Annotated in this window: 22 protein-coding genes and 1 tRNA gene; 6 read left to right on the top strand and 17 right to left on the bottom strand. The window is 42.7% G+C overall.

Features of this window, described 5'->3' with window-relative positions; all coding sequences use genetic code 11:
* Nucleotides 1-38: 38 nt before the first annotated feature.
* The 6 genes from ispC to rimO form a co-directional block, all read right to left on the bottom strand.
* Nucleotides 39-1,247, bottom strand: coding sequence for a 1-deoxy-D-xylulose-5-phosphate reductoisomerase (gene ispC, locus ACT3QR_RS00465; protein WP_444519443.1), 1,209 nt, complete (start codon nt 1,245-1,247; stop codon nt 39-41).
* 179 nt (nt 1,248-1,426) lie between these two features.
* A complete protein-coding gene (locus tag ACT3QR_RS00460; protein ID WP_444519442.1) occupies nt 1,427-2,236 on the bottom strand; it encodes a phosphatidate cytidylyltransferase in 810 nt (269 codons plus the stop codon).
* Nucleotides 2,237-2,440: 204 nt separating this feature from the next.
* A complete protein-coding gene (gene uppS / locus ACT3QR_RS00455; protein ID WP_444519441.1) occupies nt 2,441-3,199 on the bottom strand; it encodes a polyprenyl diphosphate synthase in 759 nt (252 codons plus the stop codon).
* A 385-nt stretch (nt 3,200-3,584) separates the two neighbouring features.
* Entirely contained in the window at nt 3,585-4,139 is a 555-nt protein-coding gene (frr, locus tag ACT3QR_RS00450; RefSeq protein WP_444519440.1) for a ribosome recycling factor, read from the bottom strand.
* Nucleotides 4,140-4,251: 112 nt separating this feature from the next.
* Complete coding sequence (gene pyrH, locus ACT3QR_RS00445) at nt 4,252-4,977, bottom strand: UMP kinase (RefSeq protein ID WP_424509833.1); 726 nt, start codon at nt 4,975-4,977, stop codon at nt 4,252-4,254.
* Between the two features lie 172 nt (nt 4,978-5,149).
* Nucleotides 5,150-6,745 (bottom strand): 30S ribosomal protein S12 methylthiotransferase RimO, encoded by a 1,596-nt coding sequence (gene rimO, locus ACT3QR_RS00440; RefSeq protein ID WP_444519439.1) that lies wholly within the window; start codon nt 6,743-6,745, stop codon nt 5,150-5,152.
* A 135-nt stretch (nt 6,746-6,880) separates the two neighbouring features.
* On the opposite strand from rimO, the gene ACT3QR_RS00435 reads away from it, so the two are divergent.
* From ACT3QR_RS00435 to ACT3QR_RS00425, 3 genes are all read left to right on the top strand, one after another.
* The gene (locus tag ACT3QR_RS00435; protein WP_444519438.1) at nt 6,881-8,245 is read left to right on the top strand and encodes a two-component system sensor histidine kinase NtrB; all 1,365 of its coding nucleotides are present in this window, start codon (nt 6,881-6,883) and stop codon (nt 8,243-8,245) included.
* Nucleotides 8,246-8,334: 89 nt separating this feature from the next.
* Entirely contained in the window at nt 8,335-10,119 is a 1,785-nt protein-coding gene (locus ACT3QR_RS00430) for a sigma 54-interacting transcriptional regulator (protein WP_444519437.1), read from the top strand.
* A 218-nt stretch (nt 10,120-10,337) separates the two neighbouring features.
* Nucleotides 10,338-10,422, top strand: a tRNA-Leu gene (locus ACT3QR_RS00425).
* A gap of 213 nt (nt 10,423-10,635) precedes the next feature.
* Here ACT3QR_RS00425 and ACT3QR_RS00420 read toward each other — a convergent pair.
* The 3 genes from ACT3QR_RS00420 to ACT3QR_RS00410 form a co-directional block, all read right to left on the bottom strand.
* Nucleotides 10,636-11,034: a ribbon-helix-helix domain-containing protein gene (locus ACT3QR_RS00420; protein ID WP_444519436.1), complete on the bottom strand. Its 399-nt coding sequence runs from the start codon at nt 11,032-11,034 to the stop codon at nt 10,636-10,638.
* A 55-nt stretch (nt 11,035-11,089) separates the two neighbouring features.
* Nucleotides 11,090-11,650 (bottom strand): DJ-1/PfpI family protein, encoded by a 561-nt coding sequence (locus ACT3QR_RS00415; RefSeq protein ID WP_444519834.1) that lies wholly within the window; start codon nt 11,648-11,650, stop codon nt 11,090-11,092.
* 364 nt (nt 11,651-12,014) lie between these two features.
* Nucleotides 12,015-13,025 (bottom strand): serine/threonine protein kinase, encoded by a 1,011-nt coding sequence (locus tag ACT3QR_RS00410; RefSeq protein ID WP_444519435.1) that lies wholly within the window; start codon nt 13,023-13,025, stop codon nt 12,015-12,017.
* Nucleotides 13,026-13,216: 191 nt separating this feature from the next.
* On the opposite strand from ACT3QR_RS00410, the gene ACT3QR_RS00405 reads away from it, so the two are divergent.
* A complete protein-coding gene (locus tag ACT3QR_RS00405; RefSeq protein ID WP_444519434.1) occupies nt 13,217-14,188 on the top strand; it encodes an ATP-binding protein in 972 nt (323 codons plus the stop codon).
* Between the two features lie 57 nt (nt 14,189-14,245).
* Here ACT3QR_RS00405 and ACT3QR_RS00400 read toward each other — a convergent pair whose 3' ends face one another.
* From ACT3QR_RS00400 to ACT3QR_RS00370, 7 genes are all read right to left on the bottom strand, one after another.
* Nucleotides 14,246-15,406 carry a ribonuclease Z gene (locus ACT3QR_RS00400; protein ID WP_444519433.1) on the bottom strand — a complete coding sequence of 387 codons (1,161 nt, stop codon included), beginning with the start codon at nt 15,404-15,406 and terminating at the stop codon, nt 14,246-14,248.
* A 33-nt stretch (nt 15,407-15,439) separates the two neighbouring features.
* The gene (locus tag ACT3QR_RS00395) at nt 15,440-15,688 is read right to left on the bottom strand and encodes a hypothetical protein (protein WP_192519986.1); all 249 of its coding nucleotides are present in this window, start codon (nt 15,686-15,688) and stop codon (nt 15,440-15,442) included.
* Between the two features lie 92 nt (nt 15,689-15,780).
* Nucleotides 15,781-16,449 (bottom strand): glutathione S-transferase, encoded by a 669-nt coding sequence (locus tag ACT3QR_RS00390; RefSeq protein ID WP_444519432.1) that lies wholly within the window; start codon nt 16,447-16,449, stop codon nt 15,781-15,783.
* A gap of 193 nt (nt 16,450-16,642) precedes the next feature.
* Entirely contained in the window at nt 16,643-17,713 is a 1,071-nt protein-coding gene (rarD, locus tag ACT3QR_RS00385; RefSeq protein ID WP_444519431.1) for an EamA family transporter RarD, read from the bottom strand.
* A gap of 240 nt (nt 17,714-17,953) precedes the next feature.
* Nucleotides 17,954-19,024, bottom strand: coding sequence for an EamA family transporter RarD (rarD, locus tag ACT3QR_RS00380; protein WP_444519430.1), 1,071 nt, complete (start codon nt 19,022-19,024; stop codon nt 17,954-17,956).
* 159 nt (nt 19,025-19,183) lie between these two features.
* Nucleotides 19,184-21,982, bottom strand: coding sequence for a DNA gyrase subunit A (gyrA, locus tag ACT3QR_RS00375; protein WP_444519429.1), 2,799 nt, complete (start codon nt 21,980-21,982; stop codon nt 19,184-19,186).
* 304 nt (nt 21,983-22,286) lie between these two features.
* Nucleotides 22,287-22,466, bottom strand: a complete 180-nt coding sequence (locus ACT3QR_RS00370) for a hypothetical protein (RefSeq protein WP_444519428.1) — start codon at nt 22,464-22,466, stop codon at nt 22,287-22,289.
* A 413-nt stretch (nt 22,467-22,879) separates the two neighbouring features.
* On the opposite strand from ACT3QR_RS00370, the gene ACT3QR_RS00365 reads away from it, so the two are divergent.
* Nucleotides 22,880-23,161 carry a hypothetical protein gene (locus tag ACT3QR_RS00365; protein WP_444519427.1) on the top strand — a complete coding sequence of 94 codons (282 nt, stop codon included), beginning with the start codon at nt 22,880-22,882 and terminating at the stop codon, nt 23,159-23,161.
* Between the two features lie 57 nt (nt 23,162-23,218).
* Nucleotides 23,219-24,082 carry a methyltransferase domain-containing protein gene (locus ACT3QR_RS00360; RefSeq protein ID WP_444519426.1) on the top strand — a complete coding sequence of 288 codons (864 nt, stop codon included), beginning with the start codon at nt 23,219-23,221 and terminating at the stop codon, nt 24,080-24,082.
* Nucleotides 24,083-24,115: 33 nt separating this feature from the next.
* Here the strand turns inward: ACT3QR_RS00360 and ACT3QR_RS00355 are convergent, their stop codons facing one another.
* Nucleotides 24,116-25,441, bottom strand: coding sequence for an ABC transporter ATP-binding protein (locus ACT3QR_RS00355; protein ID WP_444519425.1), 1,326 nt, complete (start codon nt 25,439-25,441; stop codon nt 24,116-24,118).
* Nucleotides 25,442-25,529 lie beyond the last annotated feature (88 nt).

Genomic DNA, 25,529 nt, shown 5'->3' with positions numbered 1-25,529 from the left:
ATCAGTGTCATGTATCAGCTAAGAGACGCTTGCTACGATTATGTCAGCTTTACTACCAACTTATCAGTCAGGTGGCGTGCAATCTTATCGATTGCCAATATATCTTCTATATCAGCGGTTTCGTTCAATGGTGGCAGCTGTATGTCATTTAAGGCTTGTTCGTTGATATTAGCAATATCAGTCAAACGAATTTTCCCATCGAGGAACGCCGCTACAGCAATTTCGTTTGCTGCATTGAGTACAATCGTGGCTTGCGTACCCGCTTGCATTGCTTGGCGAGCCAAACGCAAGCAGGCAAATTTTTGTAGATCAGGCTTAATAAACTCTAAACCACTAAGTGCAAATAAGTCTAATGGCTGTGAGCCACTATCAATTCGATCAGGATAGCTCAGCGCGTGCGCAATTGGCGTCTTCATATCTGGACTACCCAGCTGCGCTAAAAAACTACCATCGCTATATTCTACCATTGAGTGAATGATACTTTGTGGATGAATGACCACATTTATCTTATCTTCAGGCAAATCAAATAAGTGACAGGCTTCTATCAACTCAAGCCCCTTGTTCATCATCGTGGCCGAATCGACAGATATCTTTTGACCCATTGACCAATTAGGATGTTTGACTGCCTCTGCGACGCTTGCCTGCTGCATTTGCTCGAATGGCTGCTGCAAAAATGGCCCACCAGAGGCTGTTAACCATAGTTTTCGGACACCATGATTTGTCTGATGAATTTGCGTATTATCTTGCTGGATAGCGAGTGGCAAGCATTGGAAGATGGCATTGTGTTCAGAGTCGAGCGGCAGCAAAGTCGCATGATGCGTTTTGGCCGCATCAATCATGACTTTACCTGCCATGACTAACGCCTCTTTATTAGCCAATAAGATACGTTTGCCTGCACGTGCTGCTGCTAATGTAGACGCCAGTCCTGCCGCACCTACGATTGCTGCTACAACCGTATCAGTCTGTGAGTCAGTAGCGATATCTACCAATCCTGCCTCGCCCCCAACGACATCACTAGCGATTCCCGCTGCTTTGAGTCTGCTAGCAAAATCATCCACTGCTGCTGTCGGCACACTGACGCGCTTCGGCAAGAACTGCTGACAGAGCATAAATAGCTTGTCTAAGCGATGATAACCTGACAAAGCATAGACTTCATAGGTGTGCGGTTGCGCCGCTAATATTGCTAAGGTACTATCGCCAATCGAGCCTGTCGCGCCTAGTACGGCGATGCGTTGCGTCATAACCATTAATGCCCATGATACTTAAAAATAATAAAAATAGAATATCGTCTATCCACTACAAAACTATTGCTTTGGTAACTTCGCTAGCTATACTAATACATTGCTTGCACTTGGCTCACTTATATCAATATTACTGAGAATAAACTACAGAAAAGGTTTGAACAGAACAGTGCTGCTATATAACCTTACACCACCATTAAACTAAGCTGCTGTATCGCCCAAAAACCAAGTGCAAATATCGGTGTTGCAGACAACAATGAATCGATACGATCAAGAATACCACCGTGACCTGGCAAGATAGTCCCTGAATCTTTTACATCAGCACGGCGTTTGAGCATCGACTCAAACAAATCCCCAAGTACAGATACAAGAATAGTGATGGCTGATAACGCTACAAATGCAATTAACGGCACACCCGTCAGCTGTAGTTTAAAGACACTGATAGCTACCACAACCAACAGCCCTGTGACGAGGCCACCGGCCAGTCCTTCCATGCTTTTATTGGGCGAAACATTGGGTGCCATTTTTCGGCGACCAAGCTTGCGTCCAACAAAATATGCGCCGCTATCTGCACACCATACCAATAAGAATACATACAGCAGCCACCACGCAGATAACTGCCAGAGATAGAACATCGCTGTAATAGATGCCGTCAAAATAACTGCACCCATCATTGCTAGCTGATTGCCGTACCATCTCGTTTGTGTCGGGAAGACTCGAACCCAAGACAATGCCATCAGCCATATCCCTAACGAAGCTACCCACCAAAATAGCCAAGTCACCTTGAACATTAGTGATAATATAGTAAGCGCTAAAACCACTAGAACAAATACAGCAGGTTGGCGCCACTTAGGCATCAATTTGGCCCACTCATGAGCGGCAATGACGACGCCGATAGCCAATAATGGTGCAAATAAAATAGGTGTTTGGCTCGCAAACATTGCAATACCAACGATAATAACGAGAACAATTGCCGTCTTAATTCGTTGCCACATATTTATCGAGCCTTATAATAATGAAGAGCAAATGGTCAAAAAATGCATTAATGAAGAGCAAATGGTCAAAAAATGCATTATAGCAGCTAACTAACTATGGCTTAGTGATAGTGATTAATATCAATTCAAATCGTTTATCATTGCATAAACCAGCACTATTGACCAGTTATACATACTGACTGAACCTATCTACCCACTCGCTGCTCAGTAAGCCTGCTGTTCTGTCACTACCTGCTCGCTGGTTTTGCCAAAGCGGCGTTGACGTTTAGCAAACTCTGCAATCATCAAAGCCAACTCTTCTGCTGCAAAATTCGGCCACAATGTGGGAGTAAAAAATAGCTCAGCATAGGCAGATTGCCACAATAAAAAATTGGAAATACGATACTCGCCGCCTGTACGCACTAACATATCTACTGCTGGGGTGTCGGCTAATTGTACGTAGTTACCTACCAATTCTTCGCTGACATCCTCAGCTTTTAATTCGCCAGCTTGCACTCGCTGAGCCAGTTGTTTTGCTGCATTTGCAATATCCCACTGTCCACCGTAGCTAATCGCAATTACCAGCGTCATCGCATCAAAATCTGCCGTCTTTTCTTCTGCATCAGCCATTAGAGCCTGTAATGACTCACTGAGCTGACTGCGATCACCGATGAAACGCAGGCGAATACGATACTCATTCATGCGCGGCATTTGCTCATGAATCGTCGATGTGAGTAGCTGCATCAACAATGCTACCTCACTAGGCGGTCTTTGCCAGTTTTCGCTAGAAAATGCAAATACAGTCAACACTTCAATGCCTGTATTGACACAATACTCGACGATAGGATCGAGCGCATTTTTGCCAGCCACATGTCCTTGACCGTGGCCCAAATCATTGGCTTTACCATAGCGGTTATTACCATCCATAATGATAGCGATATGATGAGGAAGAATAGCGGGTGCCAAAACGGCTGAAGTGGACATAGGCGAACTTGCTTATTGTTAAGGTAAATAATAATAACGTGTGCAATGACGATTACAAAGCGCCATTGATATAATTCACTAACTTATCATAATTGCGTTGTTAGTTTTTAATACCTAAAACACGATGAACACAGTTCAATCAATGTCTTTGGCATAATATAGACATGGTTTCATATAGTTGATTCAGTTTAAAAGAGGTACAAGGCAACCAAATGCAGGTGTATACATGATACTCCAAGCGAGGTTAACGCTTTAGCTCTTTTATACAGGATTGGCTATATAAGTCTGCATAATAATAAACAGCCAATAACTATAAAGTATTGGCTGCTCAATTACAGATAATCTACCGAACTGATTCTTGCTATAAATAACAAGTATATCAGCATTAAACTTCCATCAAATCGCTTTCTTTCTTACTCAAGCGAGCGTCAATCGTTTCAATATATTTGTCAGTGATTTTTTGAATATCATCACTAGCACGGCGCTCATCATCTTCTGAGATTTCTTTTTCTTTTGCCAAGTCTTTGATGTCGTTCATCATGTCACGGCGAATATTACGGATAGATACTCGGCTGCTTTCAGCTTCGCCACGTGCAAGCTTTTGCATGTCGCGACGAGTGTCTTCTGTCAAAGCTGGCATCGGAACACGAATCACATCAGCAGTCATTGGATTCAGACCCAAATCTGCTTCACGAATGGCTTTATCTACTGCTTGTACCATCGTACGGTCAAACGGTTGGACCAGTAAAGTACGTGAGTCTTCAACGTTGACACTTGCCACTTGGTTCAATGGTGTATCAGAACCGTAGTAGCTAACCATCACACCTGACAACATGCCTGGATGCGCGCGACCAGTACGAACTTTACTGAAAGTGCTTTCAAGCGCTTCCAACGTTTTTTGCATGCGTGCTTCGCCGTCTTGTTTAATCTCTTTAATCATTGTGTATCCTTATTTATCGTTACCGACAAATCTTTTATTTGCTATTGGGATATTAATTATTTTTTGCTAATCGTTAGCTATTTACTGACGTTAATTACCAGTATCGCATCAATTAATGAAAAACTCGTGTGCCTTCATTTTCACCCATAATGACATTCAATAATGCATTAGGCTTAGTCATATCAAACACTTGTAGCGGTACGTTATGCTCACGGCATAATGCGATAGCCGTTAAATCCATGACACCTAGCTTTTGCTCTAGTACTTCATCGAAAGTCAGACCGTCATATTTGACTGCATCATCATTTAGACTTGGGTCTTTGTCATAGACACCATCAACTTTAGTCGCCTTCAAAATCAAACCAGCTTCGATTTCGATACCGCGCAAACAGGCAGCGGTGTCAGTGGTAAAGAACGGGTTACCCGTACCTGCAACAAAGATACAAACTTCGCCGTTTTTGAGATAACGAATCGCATTACGACTGCTATAGCTTTCGGTGACTTCACCAATCGGTAACGCTGACATCAAACGAGTTTTGATATTGCGACGCTCAAGCGCATCACGCATTGCCAGTCCGTTCATAACGGTCGCTAGCATGCCCATCTGATCACCAGTAACACGGCCAACGAGACCTTCTTTTTGTAATTGCGCACCGCGATATAAGTTACCACCGCCGACCACGATACCAACTTGAACACCAAGTCCACGTAAGTGAGCAATAGATAAGCTCATTTTATCAAGCACTTCGGTATCGATACCCATGTCTTTACTACCGGCTAAGGCTTCACCGGAGAGTTTCAGCAAGATACGAGCGTAACGCGGGTTTTTGTCAGACATGAGGTCACCTTGTTATCATGAAATTATAAAGAAAATTATCGGTAAAATACAAATCGAGTTTGTCCACAACGCTACACTTACAGCTAAGCGTATTAAAAAGGCCAAATTGCGCTAATTGTAGCAAAAACTGCCCATCATTGGGCAATTTTCACTCACATATCTTATTGGGTATCTAGCCTTGATAACTGGCGAACAGATCGTATTCGCTAGCATCATCGATAGTCACTGTTAAAAACTGCCCTACCTTAACTTGAGTGTTGATGTCATCAACATAGACATGACCATCAATTTCAGGTGCATCAGCATAGCTACGGCAAATAGCAATATTTTCATCGCTATCGATTTCATCGACCAATACCATTAAGGTTTTGCCAACTTTTTCTTGCAGCTTTTGCGCTGAGATATCCTGTTGTAGCGCCATTAGTCGCTCATAGCGAGACTGCTTAACGTCTTCAGGCACATGATCAGGCAAGTCATTGGCCACTGCGCCTTCTACTTCTGAATACGTAAATGCGCCCACGCGATCGAGGCGTGCTTCAACCAACCAATCAAGCAAGCACTGGAAATCTTCTTCTGTCTCGCCAGGGAAACCAACCACAAAGGTCGAGCGAATCACAATATCAGGACAGATATCACGCCATGCTTTGATACGAGCCAAGGTGTTTTCACTATGCGCAGGACGTTTCATCGCTTTTAGGATACGATGACTGGCATGCTGGAACGGAATATCTAGGTAAGGGAGCAGCTTCTTCTCCCCCATCAATTCAACAACTTTGTCCACATGTGGATACGGATAAACATAATGCAAGCGAACCCAAATGCCCAAATCGTTCAATGCTTGGCATAAGTCATAAAACTTAGACTTGAGCGGCATACCATTCCAAAAGCTGGTCTTGTACTTTAGGTCAAGACCATAGGCTGAAGTATCTTGCGAGATGATAAGCAATTCTTTCACACCAGCTTTTTTGAGCGCCAGTGCTTCGTTCATCACGTTATCAATCGGGCGCGATACCAAATCACCACGCAAGCTTGGGATAATGCAGAACGTACAACGGTGATTACAGCCTTCTGATATTTTTAGATAAGCATAATGACTTGGGGTCAGTTTGATACCCGCTTCATCGATCAAATCTATTTTTGGATCATAGTTCGCATCTTCGTTGCGATTTGGCTTGGGCACATGCTGCGACACTGCCGTAATCACTTCGTCATAGGCATGCGCGCCCGTTACTGCTAGTACCGCTGGATGCATTTCACGGATTTTGTCTGCTTCTTTACCTAAACAGCCAGTGACAATCACTTTACCGTTTTTGCTAATGGCTTCGCCTATTGCATCAAGCGACTCTTGTACTGCGGACTCAATAAAGCCGCAAGTGTTTACCACGACCAAGTCAGCACCATCATAATCACTGGCTACTTGATAGCCGTCACGGCTTAGCTCAGTGATAATACGCTCACTATCTACCAATGCTTTTGGACAACCTAGTGACACAAAACCAATCTTTGGCGCTGCACTAACTGGCATCGTAGCAGTCGCATTGGCAGTCAAGGCTGAAGTAGCATCGCTGCTTTGGGCTACACTACGGTTTTGGTTGTGGTTGGCTTTATGATGGTAAGGTTGTTTAGTATCTGCTTGACTGATATCTGTCTGGCTCTGCTCTTGTACTGTTGTAGGCGCGGCAGGATTGAAGATAGTGGCAGTGTCTTGTACAGCAGATAGAGGATTTGTTGCTGTCGTATTCACTGACTCGGTAGAAGTTTTGGACATGGCTGACCTTGCTAGAGATAAATTGGCTGAGCGCATTGTACGTTTTTTTTGCAAAAATCACCAGTTTTGCCGCTCTATAGTCTTGATTTGTGGTTAAATATTATCTCAAGCATCTGACTTTTTTGGGCATGACTAATGAACGCTGATTTTATAACCGCTAAAACAACCCCTGATCTTACATTTATATCTCAGCATTTATTCACTGCTATTTTATGGGTCAACGATGAGCTATTCATCACGCGTTTGAATGCTCAAGCCGAGCAGCTACTCGCTATCAGTACTGGCAGACTCATTAACCAATCAATCTTGACACTATTAGCACCCGATGAGCTGAAGTCTAAAGACACTATATCTATCGATAATGATAGTGACGATACGAATGCAAATGAGCCTTCGAGCGAGCCAGCTTACTCTTTGACCGAGCGCTTTGTACAATCGCAAAACTACCAGCAGCCTTTTATCGATCATGATCACATTATAAAAACACCGTTAAATAATAATTTATCGTTGTCAGTCGACTATAGCGTCACGCCGGTCATCTATGAACAGCAGCCCTATTTCATTATTGAGATGTGGGGCAAAGATCGTCAAAGTCGCATCTCTGAAGAGGAGCGCAAACAGCAGCAGTATACAGTTGCTCGTCATATGCTACGCTCAGTGGCGCACGAAATAAAAAATCCTCTCGCTGGTATTCGCGGGGCAGCACAACTGCTACAACGACAGTTTATTAAATTCAGTGACGCATCTACTACTAGCACCTCTAGCGCTGACAGTGCTTTGACAACTACCAATGCTGACACGCAGCATGATTTGCAAAAAATGAATCAAAAATTGCGTAACTATACGGATATTATTATCTCAGAAACTGATCGACTAACTCATCTTATTGGTCAGCTGCTGGGTTCTAATCAACTACCAAACTGGCAGACGCTTAATATTCACGAGCCCCTAGAGCATGTCTTAACCTTAGTGGCCAATCAGTATCCACAGGTAGTGTTACAGCGTGATTACGATTTATCATTGCCAGAGTTGTGCGCTGATAAGGATCAACTGATTCAAGTGTTTTTAAACCTCATTAACAATGCTTGTGAGTCGATGACTGAGTTCGAACAAACGCTGCAACAGAATAAAATCTCAGAATCTCAAGAATCGCCACAAGCTACCAGACAAACTGGGAGCAGTTCTGATTATCAACCAACGCTGCATATTCAAACGCGGGTTGCCTTTCAGCATACAATCGTAGGACAGCAGCATAAGCAAGTGATGCAAATCACCATTACCGATAATGGCTCAGGTATTGATCCAGCCCTAATCGGTCAAATATTTTTCCCAATGGTCACCAGCCGTGCAGCAGGGACAGGTCTTGGGTTATCCATCGTTCAAGATATTATCAGTCATCATCATGGTATGATTGATGTGAGCTCGACAAAAGAGCAAGAAGATAAGCAAACCCGATTCACACTATATCTGCCATTTACTCAACCTATCACTGAGACATAAATATATTACGACATAAATCTGCTAAGTTTCATAACGCTCCATACCCAATCCCCAACTTACCACCAATAATTGCTGATTAGGCCTAATACATGACTGAATATAGCGACAACCTCCAACCTAAAAGCGATACTCCATCACCACAATCACAAATAGTAACTGTGAACAATGCACCCAACGACCACCCTGCGACATTGTGGTTAATCGATGACGATGCAGCCCTACGTATGGTGTTGGCAGACACGTTTGAAGATGCTGGATTGACCGTTATCAGTTTCACCCAAGCGCAGGCAGCATGGACTCGCCTTAACGATGCTTTAAAACAGCAAGAGCCAACAGAGCAATTACCTGACGTCATATTAACCGATATTCGTATGCCAATGATGGACGGATTGTCTTTTAGTGACTGGGTCCATCAGCATTTCCCAAAAATGCCAATCGTCATTATGACGGCACATTCAGACCTGACTTCTGCTATCAATAGCTATCAGACAGGTGCTTTTGAATACTTGCCCAAGCCTTTTGACTTAGATGATGCAGTTGCAACGATTTATAAGGCCATCAATTATCAGCCCAGTTTAGAAACAGCTACCAACCTTTCAGATGAACCTAATACCAATATAACGTCTGACACTTCCACTGAAAATCCGATAAAACCTAGAGCAGTATCTGCTAGTAAGACAACCAAAGACAATAAGAACAAAGATGTAGTCGAAACCAAAGGTAATGGGAATCCTAGCGGCATCATTGGGCAATCCCCAGCCATGCAAACGGTATTTCGTGCTATTGGCAGGCTAGCTCAATCTCCTATTTCTGTCTTAATTACTGGGGAGTCTGGTACAGGTAAAGAGTTAGTTGCCAGCGCTCTACACCAGCACTCACCGCGTAAACAGCAACCATTTATTGCCCTCAATATGGCAGCCATACCGCACGACTTGATCGAGTCTGAGCTATTTGGCCATGAGAAAGGCGCATTCACTGGTGCGACGACAATGCGTCAAGGCCGATTTGAGCAGGCAGACGGTGGTACTCTATTCTTAGATGAAATCGGTGACATGCCTTTTAGCACTCAGACGCGACTATTAAGAGTCCTAGCCAATGGAGAGTTTTATCGTGTTGGTGGACAGCAGCCAATAAAGGTCGATGTACGTATCATCGCAGCCACTCACCAAAACTTAGAAGAGCTGGTAAAACAAAGCCGATTCCGCGAAGATTTGTTTTATCGTCTCAATGTCATTCGACTGCCTCTACCACCACTACGTACACGCCCTGAGGATATTCCTGCCTTAGCCCTCTACTTTATGCAGTCTGCCGCAGAGCAAATGAGTACCACACCGAAGCATCTACATCCTGCTGCATTGCAAATTATGCAGACGTTCGACTGGCGCGGTAACGTGCGTCAACTAGAGAACGTCTGTTTGTGGCTAACCGTGATGGCCACTGGTGATACTGTCATGGCGACAGATTTGCCACCAGAGCTACTTGAAAACATCTCACCTAATGCAGTGCTTCATGACGAACACAGCTCATCAGAATCAGAGGAAGGAAGCCAAGAGTATTTGGTACAGAATGGCGAAGTATCAAATAGTAATGTATTAAACAATCATCAAAATAATCGAAATAGTCAGATGTCTAAAAGCCAAAGTTGGCAGCAAGCATTGGCTGATTGGGCTGAACAATCCCTAAACACAGGCGAGACTGACATTTTGCAAACAGCAACACCTGAGTTTGAGCGCGTTTTATTGACAGCAGCACTCAATCATAGCGGCGGCAAAAAAATAGAGGCTGCAAGCTTACTTGGTTGGGGGCGTAATACTCTGACACGTAAATTACAACAGCTAGACATCTCTGCGCCAAGAGTAACAACTAAAGAGTAAATAAACGCATAAAACGCTATGATAAATAACTAATAATATCAATCACTTAAAACAGTCACCAAAAATAAATATCAAATAATTAAAAATAATTGCAAATAGGGGTTGCCAAACAATTAAAACTCTATATAATAGCCAACCACTGAGACGCACTACCGAATCAGTTAACTATCTGGATAGTGTTTGAGTTTAATCACTTTTGATGATAGAGTAACGAAAATGGGGCTGTGGCGGAATTGGTAGACGCACCAGATTTAGGTTCTGGCGCCGCAAGGTGTGAGAGTTCGAGTCTCTCCAGCCCCACCATTTTCGGATAGTACATCTTAGACCAAATATTAAAGCCTGCTTTTTAGCAGGTTTTTTTGTGTCTGAAATTTGACGTTAAAGCTGCAAAACACCCCATCAGAAGCTTTAAGCTACTTTCACAACCTTTCTAAACCCTTCAAAATTTCATCTGCACTCTGGTAGCGCCTCTCTACCCGCTTTGCTAATGCTTTTATGCACTTGTTATAAACATCATTAACTAATAGAAATTTTTTGCTTACTGTCATTGAATATTGCACTACGCTGATTTTTTCGGAGGGTTTCACGTTTAATGATATTTTTTGCATCGACCTCTTCTAAAGGTGATGTTGTTTCGCGAAAAAGATCGCCATCGGCTATTAAAGATAAATAACGAGAACAACAAACTCTTAAAAAAGAGGTGAAATTACCAATGTCATGATCAGCATCGAGAGACTCAAGGTATAGTTTAGTAATCAGCTGATTAACCGTCATTTGATCACGAAATGCCAACTCTTCTAATATATCCCAAAAAAACACTTCCAAACGAATTGAGGTAACTACTCCCTGAATTCGAAGCGATTTGGTTTTAGAGCTCCACAAGCTATCATCAGCACTAATAAACAGTTGGCACATATATCCTCTCTCGATACTGGGGTCTATTGAACGTTCAATAGACCCGAATTAAGGCTTATAGCAAAGCAACAAACTGCTTCAGCATAGCTGGGTGAGCAGGCCATGCAGGACCCGTTACCAGTTGGCCATCCGTAATAGCACCATCCATAGGTAACTCGATATACTCAGCGCCAGCCATTTCTATTTCTGGCTGACATGCAGGGTAAGCAGATACTTTTTTACCTGTTAGCACGCCAGCAGCCGTCAGTAATTGTGGCCCATGGCAAACCGATGCAATCGGTTTATCAGTATTTGCGAAATGCTGAATCATTGCAATAACCTTGGCATTCAAACGCAAGTATTCTGGCGCACGTCCACCTGGTAAATACAAAGCATCGTAATCTGCGACATCAATATCGGCAAAAGACGCATTAAGAACAAAGTTATGACCACGCTTTTCGGTATAAGTTTGATCCCCTTCAAAGTCGTGTATTGAGGTAGCGATGCTATCCCCTTCAGCTTTATCTGGGCATACCGCATCAACCTCATGCCCCATTGCTAGAAGCGCTTGGAACGGAACCATGTTTTCATAGTCTTCAACGAAATCACCAGTAATGATAAGTACTTTAGCCATGATATTCTTCCTTTATTATCATAAAATGAAATGAAGTATTGTCACTCAAATTGCCCGATATAGTCGATCCACTATAAAATAAATACAGCGATACGGATTATATTTTGCGCCGCCTCTGTCTATGTAGGCACAGCAAGCAAAAAAAACCGTATCGCGTAGTTGTATCTCTTTTATTTAGGACTGACTATAGCGACTTAGCTTAAAATGAGCCTGAATATCCATTCAAACATAAAAAACAATGACTAGGTAATATGTGAATACTACAAACAGTCGCTTTTTGAAAATAGCTTTTTGAAAATAGCTTTTTGAAAATAGCTTTTTGAAAATAGCTTTTTGAAAATAGCTTTTTAAAAATAAAATCATCAACTCAGCTATCATCTAATGATATTAACTCCTTTAAGACAGCGTCCATACTCCGATACCGTCTACCTACCCGCTTCGCCAATGCTGTATCGACAATACATTGATAATGGCTATATTCTGGCGGCAGCTTTGGAATAGGTTGCTGGCAATGCTGAATCGCCCACGCTTTTGATTTATCCTTGCTGTTAGCAGCTACCTGAAACGGTCGCTTGCCTGTTAGCACCTCAACCATCATGATGCCAAACGCATAGATATCGCTTTGTACTGTTGCACCCTGCCCTTGCCAACGCTCAGGTGATAAATATGCTAGTGTTCCAGCAATATTTGGATGACTATTAGCCACCGTTATATGTTGTGCTAACGCAAAATCAGTGAGTAATAATCTAGATGTCAGACCATTACTCATAATATCTACTGGCAACTCATCGTCAGCCCTCTCAAGCAAAATATTGCTAGGCTTAATATCATTATGCAACCAGCCAATCTGATGCAAATTAGCTATTAAGTATGCGGATTGAGTGATGAAATGATATTTTTGTGCCGCTGTTAGTGATAGATATTTTGAAGTAGTCAGCTGACTCGCTAAGCTACCGTTAGAGTAATAAGGCATGGCTACTATCACGAGCTGTTGTAACTGCTCTAGTATTTGAACGTTTATGCAATGATAAGCCAATAGTGGCGCTGCGATAGTCTTATCTTTGATTTTTAGTGAAGCATTTACAGCAGCTAAAATATCCGCTTCGTGAGTTAAGTCGGAAGCGATAGGATAAGCGCTATCACTCAACTGCCATTTAATCATGACTTGACCAAACTGTGAATGCTGGGCACGCGTTAAGCCTTGATAATGAATCCTTTTGATGTCTTGTGTTTGTTCTGTGCTTTGCTGAGCAATACGTTGATGTACTATCTCACTAAAATGCTGTGCAACTAACTCTTGGGTAATAATGGACAATAGCTGCTCTGCCTGAGCTTGCAAAGCTTGCGTAATAGACGGATTACTGGCACTATTTTCCATAGTATTGTTTCTCATAATATAGTGAGATTACTGCCTTACCATTCGTATCATTTCCAAAAATAATAATAACGCGAATAATGGTTACAAGTACTACGCTTAGTAGCCACTAAGATTATGGGCACTGAATTTTAGCAGCGTTAATTGTATTTTTGGGTATGGTATTAAAGATAACTTTAATTGCTAGAGCCACTATGTCACAACCAACTATCCCGACCACGCCATCTGATCAACCTACTTATGCCCTACCCGCACCTTTGTTAGATTTACTCAGTCAATACTTGCAAGAGCAGGTTACACCGACTATTGAAATCGACCCAAACCAGCTGGCTTATCGCTGGGTTGGCGGGCGCACTGGCCATCTACAGCCTTTATCGGTCAACCTGTTTTTGAGCTTAGATGATTTGCATGGTATCGATAAGCAAAAATCGAAACTGGTTCAAAACACCCGTCAGTTTATTAAAGGTTATCCTGCCAATCACGTCTTAATGTCAGGGACACGCGGTGCTGGTAAATCATCATTAATTCGAGCCTTGCTTCAAGCCCATCATAATGAAGGCTTGCGTATTATTGAGGTTGCCCGCGATGATCTACAAATATTAGACAAGATTCGCGCTGCCATTAATGCTCTACCAGCAGATTGTCATTGCCGCTACATCGTATACTGTGACGATCTCGCTTTTGACAGTCAAGACGAAAGCTATCGTACGCTAAAGAGTGTGCTTGATGGTGCGCTTGATTCAGAACAGGACAAACTATTGGTCTACGCTACCAGTAATCGCCGTCGCCTACTACCGCAAATGATGAAAGACAATATTAATATATACAACGGTCAAACGGATGAAGTCAATCCTTATGAGGCCATTGATGAAACCGTATCATTGTCAGACCGATTCGGCTTATCACTCACTTTTCACCCCATGGATCAGCAGACTTATCTGCATATTATTCAGCATTATCTGAATTTGGAACAGCAAAAAATCTCAGCTGATATGGATAGTGATGCTAAAGACATTTTAGAAAGTCAGCTAATGCCTGACAAAATTAGAAAGGATGCGCTACGCTGGGCATCAGAGCGTGGTGGACGTTCAGGACGTGTGGCCTATCAATTCAGTCGCTACTGGAGCGGTATAACGCAATTGCAAATTGAAGACAGCAAGCGCTAAGCCATATCTAGTGCTACTCATATCTAATACTAAGTCATATTTGACACTAGACCATCTCTAATCACTGCGTGCAGAACCTATATACTGCACGCGGCTGTCTTCTATACTGTTCTCTTCACTACCTTCTTGGCTGCACTCTTTATTGCCTACCGATTCGACTGCGCCATCGACCATGTATTGATCAAAATCAGCAGCTAACCAAAGATTGCCTTGATAGACACTTTCAGCGTCTAAACGAAGGTATGCCATGTTTGGCGTCTTGCTATTAGGATTATCAAAACCCTGATAACGCGCACTGAAGTGAGTCAAAATTAAATTATTTACGCCGCTTTTTTCTACAAGCTCAGCCACCAATTGCGCACTGCTATGCATCGGATCAAACTCGGGGTTTTTGCCTTGAATCTTAGTGAGCACCTCATGGGTATAAGTGGCTTCATGCACCAATAAATCCGTATCGACCAGTGCATCGGTGAGACACGCTGGCGTATCGTTATCTCCTGCTACCACTACTCGCGTTCGTGATAGTTCGTCATTGACGTAGTCGGCTGCACATAACTGCTGACCATCTTCGGTGATGACATCCTCACCTTTTTGTAGTTTACCCCATAGCGCGCTTGCAGGAATGCCTTGGGCTAGCAGTTTATCCTTATCAAGCCTGCGATGATGAATGGTCTGCGTGATACCAAATGCATGAGATGCGACCCGATGTGATAGCGTTGTGATATCAATATCAAGCTGATGTTGGTCGCTTAATTGGATATTCACTTTTTTTGTATCACGTTTCTCAGATAGCACGTCTTCAATCGCTACAAAATTGACGGTAAAAGGTAAGTACAACTCTGTAGTTAGGCTAATGGCCTCAAGCAATGTCGCAATTGCTTTTGGGGCGATCAGCGTCAACGGCTCACGGCGTCCTGACATAGCTGCACTGGCCAGCAACCCTGGCAATCCGTAACAGTGATCGCCATGCACATGGGTAATACAGATAGCAACCAATTGATGCATGGACAGCTTGGTATGTAATAGCTGCTGCTGCGTACCTTCACCGCAATCTATCAATAACCATGGACGCGACTTCTTATTCTGATTGTTCTGTTGACGACTTTCTTGCTGTGCGCCAGAGGTATGCGGATTCAGACATTCAATCGCCAGTGCGGTCACATTGCGCTGTTTAGTCGGTACACCTGCGGACGTACCCAAAAAAGTTAACTTTAGCATCGCGTTACGTCTCTTATGTATAACAATCGGCAGTTATGATAATTGGCACATCATGGTTTTTTGTGCTTCAACCATCTGCCCACCATTGGCCGTACACTCATTGACCATATTGGACTCATAAGACTTCCAACCACCATAAAAGCTCGCTGCGCATAGTATGACAACCAAAATTTTCTGCGACCAAGATTTGATAGAAACTTGCTGGCTATTAATAGCAGCTCTATCAGTTTGTGATTTATCGATATCTGTATTTGAAGCATTTGATTTATTCAGATCTGTCATCTTTTATCCTAAAAAAGGTTTTGTCTATGATAAACAAAACCTTTTATTTTACTATTAAATGAGTTATTTCTCACTATGCAAATGTGTTTCGTCTAAAACTGCAAACGACCACCTCTTTTTTCTGCGCGTTTAAAGGCATCTCGCTCTTCACAACGTTTGAGCCAGTTCAAAAGATTGGTATATTTACTCTGGTCTAAACCTGCACCCGCATTGGCACCAACAACTGCAAGATGCATTTGAATATCAGCGGCGCTAAATTCACTACCTGCAAACCAATGGTTTTCATGCAGATGAAGCTCCATCATATCTAGCATCTTCTCCAAACCGCTACTGATCATGTTTTTCTCAACCTGACCTTGGATTTTTTTGCTGATAGGTTTGATTAGCATTGGTGATTGAGCCACCACCTTTGTGAATACCAAACGCATGACCAACAATGGCATCAGTGAAGCCTCTGCAAAGTGTAGCCAAAAAGTATAGGCTTCCCAAGCTGCTTCGTTATTATCGTCAGGTTTGAATTGCTTTTCTTTATCATAGTGCTTAATCAGATACTCAATGATAAATCCTGACTCAATCAGCACACGATCGTCCGCTTCTAACATTGGCGCATTACCAATCGGATGTACTTGCTTTAGGCTATCAGGAGCACGGTATGCTTTGTTTCGCTCATAACAAGTCAGTTTATAATCGGCGGCAAGCTCTTCCAATAGCCAGATAATACGAAACGAGCGTGAGTTTGCTAAATGATGAAGATGTAACATAAACCGTCCTAGTTATATATTGTAGTAAGTCAACCATAGTATCTCAGATATAGTGCCATACACTCACTCGATCGTGGCACTACTACTATCGATAATAGCGTAATTCGTATCTCTTTGATACTGTGAATTGGCAGACATACTGGAAAGTAATACCTAACAATCAGTACTATATACGACGACGTATCTGCCAACGCTAGTCTAGATTTAATGCTTCGATTTTGCGCGTCATTTTGTCTATCTTTTGCTGATATTTTTTGATTTGGCGGAATCGATGCGCGATCAGTACACCTTTGATACGACGATTTTTGAGGCGGCGACGTGGTGGAAAACTGCCCACTTGCGGCTCATTGTAGCCATGTAAACGGTCTTCACGTTTGCGTGCCATATAGCCAAGTGCGCTATCAGCAATCATAATCAGCAGTGCGATAAAGATCATGCTGTACATTAGTACCGAGCCGCCGTCATGTAAGTTACGATCTAAAATTGCAATTGAGAATATAAATAAAAATATCGGCTCAAGGTAGCACAGAGTCCCAAATAATGAGACTGGTAGCTTTTGACTCGCCACCATAGTTAGTGACATCGCAGCGGTACTGATAATGCCTAATAACGGCAGCAAGTACCAAAGCTTGTGGTTGGTGATAGCTACTTCAAAACCGCCATTCATATATAGTGCGACCAGTACGACTGGTAACAACAGTACCAGATCTGAGATTAGACCAGTAATAGGCGGTACTGCTAACTTGCGGCGTAGTAGATAGTAAGGAGGATAACCCAAACAAACAAACAAAGTTGCCCAAGAGATCGCACCATACTGAAAGATATCGTAAGCGATACCAAGACCTGCGCATACGATAGCAGCCCACTGAAGTAAGCTCATGTCTTCGTTGTAAAAAAAGCGGCCAACAACAATCATAATCATTGGATATAGGAAATAACCCAACGTTACCTCAAGCCCCAAGCCATTGACTGGCGCCCACATAAATATCCAGATTTGCGCGCCTAGAATCGGTGTGGGTAATATAAATAAAAACCACTCTTTAGCATTTTTCAGTGTTTTTAGATAATCAAAAATGTGCTGCCACTGCTTTAGTACGCTTACCAGCAATACTAAGCTAAAAAACATCGTCAGCACGCGCCACGAAGCGACCTGCGTACCTGATAATGGTTGCAGCAGTAGACCAAATAAAAATAGTAATGAGTATAAAAAATTTGCAGCGACAGCAGTGATTGTACCCTGCGAGGTTTGGTTAGTAGTCAGCATCACAACAGCCTTTAAAGATTGGGGCACATCCATGGCAATTTTTAAAAAAAACAAAAGCCTCAGACGAGAACGTCTGAGGCTTTTGCATATAAGGTCGTCGCGTAATCTAAGATAAACGCTTTTAATGTATTAGGCTCACATTATGAGCGGCATTATGTCAAAGTCAGAATGAATAAGCAATGCCACTTTTCATCTAGTGTCTAAACTTCCGAATTGAGTAAATTTAATACAGGTAAGTGCTTATTTTACATCAAGTTGTTCGATTTTTTGCTGTAGCTTATTCATCTTTTTTTGATAACGACGTATCTTACGAAAGCGGTGGGCTTTTAGCACGCCATCGATACGCTGATTGATAAAATGACGACGCGGTGGAAAGCCTCCTATTTGCGGTTCTCTATAGCCATATAGGTGGTCATTGCGACGACGAACTATATAGCCTGCTGCACTATCGACCATCATGACCAATAGTGTAAGCGTAATCATACTATACATAAATAACGAGCCACCCTCTTCAAGGCTCTGACTCAAAATCGTAATCGATAACACGAACAACAGCATCGGCTCTATATAACTTAATGCTCCAAATAGTGATACGGGCAGCTTGCTACTGGCAACCATGGTCAGCGACATTGCCATCGCACTAAAAGCGCCCAGTAGCGGTAAAAGATACCAAAACTTCATGTCTTGTGCCGCCACATCAAAACCGCCCGTCATATAAAGCATGATAAGTACAACTGGCGTCAATACAGTTAAATCGAACAGTAATCCTGTGATAGGAGGGACAGAAAGTGTACGCCGTAATAGATAATATGGTGGATACCCCAAGCACACAAACAATGTCACCCAAGAGACCGAGCCATATTGAAAAACATCGTAACCAATGCCTAATGCTGCAAATATCGCAGCTACCTGCTGTAAGACACTCATATGCTCACGATAAAAAAAACGACCAAGCACAATCATCATTAGCGGCAATAAAAAATATCCCAAAGTGACATCAAGACCAAATCCATTGACAGGCGCCCACATAAACAGCCAAATCTGCCCACCTAATATTGGCGCAGGTAATACAAAAATCAGCCAGTCCTTCGCGGTCTTTAGCGTCTTAATATAATCAAAAACATGTTGCCACTGCTTAGTAAAACTGACCAATACCACCAAACTGACCAACATCATGAGCACACGCCATGATGCCACCTGCGTACCAGTTAAAGGCATCATAAATAGCCCAAATAAAAACATCATCGCAAATAAAAAGCTCGATGATACTGAGGCAACAGTTCCCTGAAAAGTTTGATTGGTCGTAAACATAGCAACAGCCTTAAAAATAGAACCTTATTTATCTTATTGATAAAAATGAGAATTAAAAAAAATAAAAGCCTCCGACGACGACGTCAGAGGCTTTTTTCTAGAAAATGCTAAGAGACTAGGCTCAAAAGCTAACTACCAAGACTAGTATCCGTCATTCTGTTATGCATCGTCATTTGGTTTATGATCATTTGCAATATCGATCACATCATCAACCTCAGTCGTTGTAGCACTATCAGTTGTCGCATCGATATCTATCTGCTCCTGACTTTCTACATCGAACGTACCGTCTTCTCTCATGGCATCAATAAGTTCATCATCACTTTCTTCGTGCTCGACACGTGCCATAGCGACCAGTTTTTCATCTTTTGATAGACGAATCAATGTCACGCCTTGTGTATTACGACCAGAGCTAGCGACATGCTCAACTGGAGTACGAACCAACGTACCTTTATCAGAGATTAAGATAATATCATCAGTAGAGTCAACCTTAGTCGCTCGTACTAGTGCACCGTTACGCTCACTGGTCTTGATAGCGATTACACCGCCACCGCCGCGATTTTGTGTATTGAACTCCTCGATAAAGGTACGTTTACCGAAGCCGTTTTCACAAGCAATCAGGATTTCGTGTACATCATCTTCGATAACGACCAATGACTTGATAAATTCATCAGTAGCCAGACGCATACCGCGGACACCTTTAGCCGTACGGCCCATCGCACGCGCATCATTCTCATCGAAACGAATGGCTTTACCACTTGAAGCAAATAACATTACTTCTTGACTACCGTTAGTGATACGAGCGCTGACCAGTTTATCACCGTCTTCTAATCCAACCGCAATCAGACCGTTCGAGCGAATATTAGCAAACTGCTTCAGCTCTACCCGTTTAACTGTACCATTAGCAGTGGCAAAGAATACAAAAGGTGCCTCTGCTTGATTACTACCTTCTAAATCATCACCATCTACTAAGTCGCTTGCTAGTGATGCATCACTCTTCGATGGTGACTCTTCTACGATTTTTGGAATTGGCAATATCGTTGTAACAGTCTCATCGCTATTTAAACCAATCAGATTGACCAATGGACGACCACGAGCACCGCGACTGGCAATCGGCACTTCAAAACCGCGTAAGCTAAAGACACGTCCACTATCAGTGAAACACAGTACAGTAGAATGCGTCGATGTCACTATTAGATGATCAATCACATCATCTTCTTTCATTGCTGTAGCCGACTTGCCTTTACCGCCACGTTTTTGCGCGACATAGTCATCAATCGGTTGAGTTTTGGCGTAGCCAGTACGCGATACTGTCATGACAACTGTCTGCTCAGGAATAAGGTCTTCACGACTAAAGTCCATGCGTGAATCGATGATATCGGTACGACGCTCATCACCAAAGTTATCACGAATCTCGATCATCTCATTAGAGATAATGGTCATCAGCTTATCAAAATCACCAAGGATAGACTCTAAATGCGCAATTTCACGCAGTAAGTCTTGGTATTCTTCAGTCAATTTGTCTTGCTCAAGACCAGTCAGACGATGCAATTGCATGTCTAAAATCGCATTGACCTGCTCCAGTGATAAACGATAACGTTCTTCGCCTTCGATTAGGCCAAACGGTGCGTTAGGATCTTCGCCCTCAATAAACTCAGGACGGACGGACTGACTACCAGCAGCGGTGAGCATCGCAACGACGCTACCTGAGCCCCACGTGTTATTTAATAAGCTTTCGCGCGCCAAGCCACGGTTTGCAGAAGCTTTAATCGTCGCAATAATCTCATCGATGTTTGCTAGAGCAACGGTTAAACCTTCAAGCAGGTGACCACGAACGCGGGCTTTGTTCAATTCATAAATCGTACGGCGAGTCACAACCTCTTGACGATGACGCACAAACGCTGCGATCAGCTGACGCAAAGTCAATAGTTTTGGCTGACCATTATCTAGCGCCACCATATTGATACTAAAGCTAGACTCTAGTGGCGTTTGTAGAAACAAGTTGTTAACGATAACTTCAGCCGTCTCACCGCGACGCAAGTCAATAGCGATACGCATACCGTCTTTATCAGACTCATCACGAATCTCGGTAATGCCTTCGATTTTCTTATCACGGACTAGCTCTGCGATACGCTCGATCAATTTGGCTTTGTTAGCCTGATAAGGTACTTCGGTGAATACAATACGCTCACGATCGCGATTGACACCAGTATTGCTCATCGGCTCAATATGATAACGACCACGGATGTGCAAGCGGCCTTTACCGGTACGATAAGCATCTAAAATGCCCGCACGGCCATAGATAATACCGCCCGTAGGGAAATCAGGACCTGAGATATGTGACATCAGCTCTTCAGCTGAAACTTGTGGGTTTTCAGCATACGCCAAACAAGCATTAATCACTTCGGTCAGGTTATGCGGTGCCATATTGGTCGCCATACCAACGGCGATACCTGTGGCACCATTGACCAATAGGTTAGGAATACGCGCTGGCATCACGCTTGGCATACGCTCAGAACCATCGTAGTTATCTTCCCAATCGACCGTATCTTTGTCCAAATCAGCGAGCATCTGGTGAGTCAGTTTGGTCATACGTACTTCGGTGTAACGCATCGCTGCCGGAGGATCATCATCGATCGAGCCAAAGTTACCTTGACCATCAACCATTGGATAACGCAAGCTAAAATCCTGCGCCATACGTACGATGGCATCATAAACTGCACTATCGCCATGTGGATGGTATTTACCGATAACATCACCAACCACACGTGCTGATTTTTTGTACGGTTTATTATAATCGTTTGATAGCACGTGCATGGCATACATCACGCGGCGGTGTACAGGTTTGAACCCATCACGCACATCAGGCAGCGCACGCGAGACGATCACGCTCATCGCATAATCCAAATACGACTGCTTTAGTTCATCTACGATGCCAATAGGACTGACCGATTCGCTCATATACACTCCTTCACTCACATTCTTTTTCTAACGTTGACACATCGCTTACGGCACCCATAGATCATATAAAAATACTGCCACATCAATGGGCAGTCATGACCAAAATACATACCATAAAAAACATTGCTATACGTGCAAAACAACCAGAAAATAGTGATACGGTTTTTGTTAAAAACAATGTTTAATAAAAGAAGCTATTTTAGCACAAAATTGCTGATTTAGGGGGTTCTGACCACCATTAAAATCAAGCTGGACGGTTCATGCACAGTGATATTTTGAATGATCCGTATACACTAAAATAATTCTAATGGCAGGTTTTTTTTGATTGGCTGATTTTGCCATTTTTACAGACGGATTTACCATCTGCTGAGCAATGAGACACCCCGCCCATTTTTCCTGAACAAGGAGTATTTCGAGCTTGAGCTTGGCTCATAGAGGCGAAGGCAAATACTAGGACTAATAGTGCTGTGGTAATTGATTTCATTGTTTAATCTCTGTGTATGATAAGGTTTGAACCAAAAAACATTATATTTATTTGGTTCAGCTCGACAAGATTTATTTTGACTAACTGAGTGAATATTTATATCTCTAATCAAACATTCCATCTAATGTAGCATCGATATTCAAATTAGCGCTAAAATATTGAGCACAGAACTCACACGTAGCTTGCATATAAATCATATCAACCAAACAACTGTGATAACTAGAACAACTAGCTAATATAGCAATGCTTACAACTGGCTTGGACATAAGCCAATGGTTTTCATGAAAATATTGTGGTTTAAATCACTTTAATGACACTATTATTTTTAGTGGTACTGGACAAAAAATTTCTAACCGCTACACTAACTCATCTTTTATATCACTTAAATAACGACCTAACAGGCTATCTTTATTATGGATATCATTCTTGCAATCGTTTGGATTTTAGCAATGGTGCTGTATAGCTTTTCGAGCGATTATGTTGCTAGCTTCCCCAACCACAACAACGGTGCTGTCCCTTATGTCCGCTGGGGGGCACTTTTAGTCGCTATGGCTTTATCAGCATACTTGGCACAAGCCTACCAAGAAAACCTACAAGGCAATGGTATGTGGGTATTTGTTATCGTAGTATTTGTCGTTATTGTTTTAGCGAAGGTCGTTTTTAAATGGGTAATTAACAGACGTTTGAAGCGCTAGTTCATGCTAAATCTTTTTATTGCTTGAATCCTTTTTACTTATTGATCTGAATAACTTATGCCAATTAAACATCAAGATAGCCAGCCTGACTCAAACCTTTCTATACCAGCAGAAAATGATCGAGTAGATCGTAGCTTCGATGCTATCGCCGATCACTTCGAAAAAAAAGTCTATGGTGGTTTAAAAGGCGATATTCGATTGGCCGTGCTACGCCGTGATATTTTTGAATATAGTTCACAGATGAGTGAGGCACTTGGGCGACCTTTACGTATCTTGGATGTGGGTGCAGGGCTTGCACAAATTGCGATAGAACTTGCTGCTCAAGGTCATAGCGTCGTCATCAATGATATATCAGCAAATATGCTTGAGAAGGCGAAAGCGAGCGCAGAAAAAGTTGATAAAAAGCTAGACATTACTTGGTATGTTTGCCCTTATCAAACGCTTGAAGAAAAACTGGCTCAGACAGAGACAGAGAAGTTCGATTTGATTATGTCGCACGCGCTACTCGAATGGTTGGCAGAGCCCGCGGCGGTCATGGATTTTTTTGATCAGCATTTAACAGATGATGGCGCGCTATCTGTCTGCTTCTATAATCCAGCAAGTTTTGATTATCGCAATCTTATCATGGGGAATTTTAACTTACTCGATAGCCTACTTGATAATAATGACTACAAAGCAGATAACATCAAAAGCTTAACGCCGAATCATCCAGTGGCCAAAGAAGAGGTCGAGTCTTGGCTCAAAGCGCACAACTACCAAACTGTACGTAGCAGTGGTTTACGAGTATTTCATGACTATGCACCGCTTAAGCGTGGCGGACATAATGACCCGGATGCCGTGATCAGAATGGAGCTACGCTACTCACAATTAGAGCCGTACAAATGGCTTGGACGTTACTTACATATTCTAGCTAAACGTTGAGTTTAAACGTTAGCTTAGGTATTACGAAGACTGCTAAACCTCTTCATCAACTCTTGATGATCTATCGTATTCTGACCAAGTAGTGGCATTAATATCTTTTTCATCAAAAACGACGACATGCTCTAGCAAAGGCAGAATGCCAATATGCGAGCCGATTGCATGATTATGATGGCTCGCAACCAAAGATAAGACCGTCTGTCCGTCATCTAGTTGTAGACGGTACAAGTAGTTGGCACCGCGAAAAACACGTCCAATCACTAAAGCTGTCTGCGTACTGTCATCATCATGAATAATATCATCAGGACGTACAAGTACTTTGATGGGCGTGCCATTTGGATAATCATATTCACAGTACTGTGGTTGGCCTGATTCGTCATGGACTTCCATACGACGATAAATGTTACCCAGTGCCGTCTCGACATGACCTTCTTTAATAATACCGTCTATCATCGCGCCTTCACCTACGAATTCAGCGACGAAAGGACTGACAGGCTTATGATACAACTCGCTTGGCCTTGCCCACTGTACCAATCGTCCTTTATCCATTACTCCTACTTTATCTGCTAGCGCGAATGCTTCGTTTTGATCATGAGTGACCAAAATCGCTGTGGTATTGGTACGTTTGAGAATATCACGGACATTCATTGCTAATGACTCACGTAATACTACATCTAGATTAGAAAACGGTTCATCAAGTAGCAGTAGTTTTGGCTTTGGAGCGAGCGCTCTTGCAAGCGCTACTCGTTGCTGCTGACCACCAGAAAGCTCATTCGGACGTTTGTCTGCATGCTCAGTTAATTCAACTAAACTTAGCATCTCAGCCACCCGAGCCTTTTTGTCGGCAGATGACCATTTATTAAGACCAAAGGCGATATTCTTTGCCACGCTTAAATGACCAAAAAGAGCATAATCTTGAAACACCATGCCCATGCCGCGCTTGGCTGGTGCAACTGCAAATGATTGGCGAGCTGTCTTTTCAGTTAAACGTTGGTTGTTTAAATAGATGGTACCGCCGCGGCTTTGTTCCAATCCCGCAATAGCTCTTAGCGCTGTGGTTTTCCCGCAGCCGCTATAACCTAAGAAGCAACCGATCTCACCTTGCTCCAATACCAACGATAGACCATTGACGACGATAGTATCGTCATAGCCTACGATTAAATTTTGCACGCTAAAATAAGGATCGTTCGCGATATGTTTCTCAGTACTTTGTTGTGAGGTGTTGTTTTGCTCTACAGTGTTATTCGGCTGAACTGGATTGATATTGCTCTGTGACATTGGTGATTTTTCTACAGGTGTATGGTTAGCCCGAGCTTTCGCCGACTTAGCATTCGTTGAGTCTTTAATTGAATCAGTGTACATAGACGGTACCAGTTCGCTATTAGTAAGTAAAACCATCGATAAAACAGGACAAATTATAATATAGCTTACACTACAAGTGTGCTGTAAA

The organism is Psychrobacter sp. AOP7-B1-25, assembly GCF_052376195.1.
GTDB lineage: Bacteria > Pseudomonadota > Gammaproteobacteria > Pseudomonadales > Moraxellaceae > Psychrobacter.
The sequence above is the reverse complement of the archived record's forward strand: the minus strand, read 5'-3'. Positions and strand labels throughout refer to the sequence as shown.

Coding starts and splice junctions, on each gene's coding strand:
- ACT3QR_RS00360 (WP_444519426.1), top strand. CDS start 23,219: ATGCCAATTAAACATCAAGATAGCCAGCCTGACTCAAACCTTTCTATA.
- rarD (WP_444519431.1), bottom strand. CDS start 17,713: ATGCTGACTACTAACCAAACCTCGCAGGGTACAATCACTGCTGTCGCT.
- ACT3QR_RS00400 (WP_444519433.1), bottom strand. CDS start 15,406: ATGCTAAAGTTAACTTTTTTGGGTACGTCCGCAGGTGTACCGACTAAA.
- ACT3QR_RS00365 (WP_444519427.1), top strand. CDS start 22,880: ATGGATATCATTCTTGCAATCGTTTGGATTTTAGCAATGGTGCTGTAT.
- ACT3QR_RS00435 (WP_444519438.1), top strand. CDS start 6,881: ATGAACGCTGATTTTATAACCGCTAAAACAACCCCTGATCTTACATTT.
- ACT3QR_RS00460 (WP_444519442.1), bottom strand. CDS start 2,236: ATGTGGCAACGAATTAAGACGGCAATTGTTCTCGTTATTATCGTTGGT.
- pyrH (WP_424509833.1), bottom strand. CDS start 4,977: ATGTCTGACAAAAACCCGCGTTACGCTCGTATCTTGCTGAAACTCTCC.
- ACT3QR_RS00405 (WP_444519434.1), top strand. CDS start 13,217: ATGTCACAACCAACTATCCCGACCACGCCATCTGATCAACCTACTTAT.
- ACT3QR_RS00370 (WP_444519428.1), bottom strand. CDS start 22,466: ATGAAATCAATTACCACAGCACTATTAGTCCTAGTATTTGCCTTCGCC.
- uppS (WP_444519441.1), bottom strand. CDS start 3,199: ATGTCCACTTCAGCCGTTTTGGCACCCGCTATTCTTCCTCATCATATC.
- frr (WP_444519440.1), bottom strand. CDS start 4,139: ATGATTAAAGAGATTAAACAAGACGGCGAAGCACGCATGCAAAAAACG.
- ACT3QR_RS00390 (WP_444519432.1), bottom strand. CDS start 16,449: ATGTTACATCTTCATCATTTAGCAAACTCACGCTCGTTTCGTATTATC.
- gyrA (WP_444519429.1), bottom strand. CDS start 21,982: ATGAGCGAATCGGTCAGTCCTATTGGCATCGTAGATGAACTAAAGCAG.
- ACT3QR_RS00430 (WP_444519437.1), top strand. CDS start 8,335: ATGACTGAATATAGCGACAACCTCCAACCTAAAAGCGATACTCCATCA.
- ACT3QR_RS00355 (WP_444519425.1), bottom strand. CDS start 25,441: ATGTACACTGATTCAATTAAAGACTCAACGAATGCTAAGTCGGCGAAA.
- ACT3QR_RS00420 (WP_444519436.1), bottom strand. CDS start 11,034: ATGTGCCAACTGTTTATTAGTGCTGATGATAGCTTGTGGAGCTCTAAA.
- ispC (WP_444519443.1), bottom strand. CDS start 1,247: ATGGTTATGACGCAACGCATCGCCGTACTAGGCGCGACAGGCTCGATT.
- ACT3QR_RS00395 (WP_192519986.1), bottom strand. CDS start 15,688: ATGACAGATCTGAATAAATCAAATGCTTCAAATACAGATATCGATAAA.
- ACT3QR_RS00410 (WP_444519435.1), bottom strand. CDS start 13,025: ATGGAAAATAGTGCCAGTAATCCGTCTATTACGCAAGCTTTGCAAGCT.
- rimO (WP_444519439.1), bottom strand. CDS start 6,745: ATGTCCAAAACTTCTACCGAGTCAGTGAATACGACAGCAACAAATCCT.
- rarD (WP_444519430.1), bottom strand. CDS start 19,024: ATGTTTACGACCAATCAAACTTTTCAGGGAACTGTTGCCTCAGTATCA.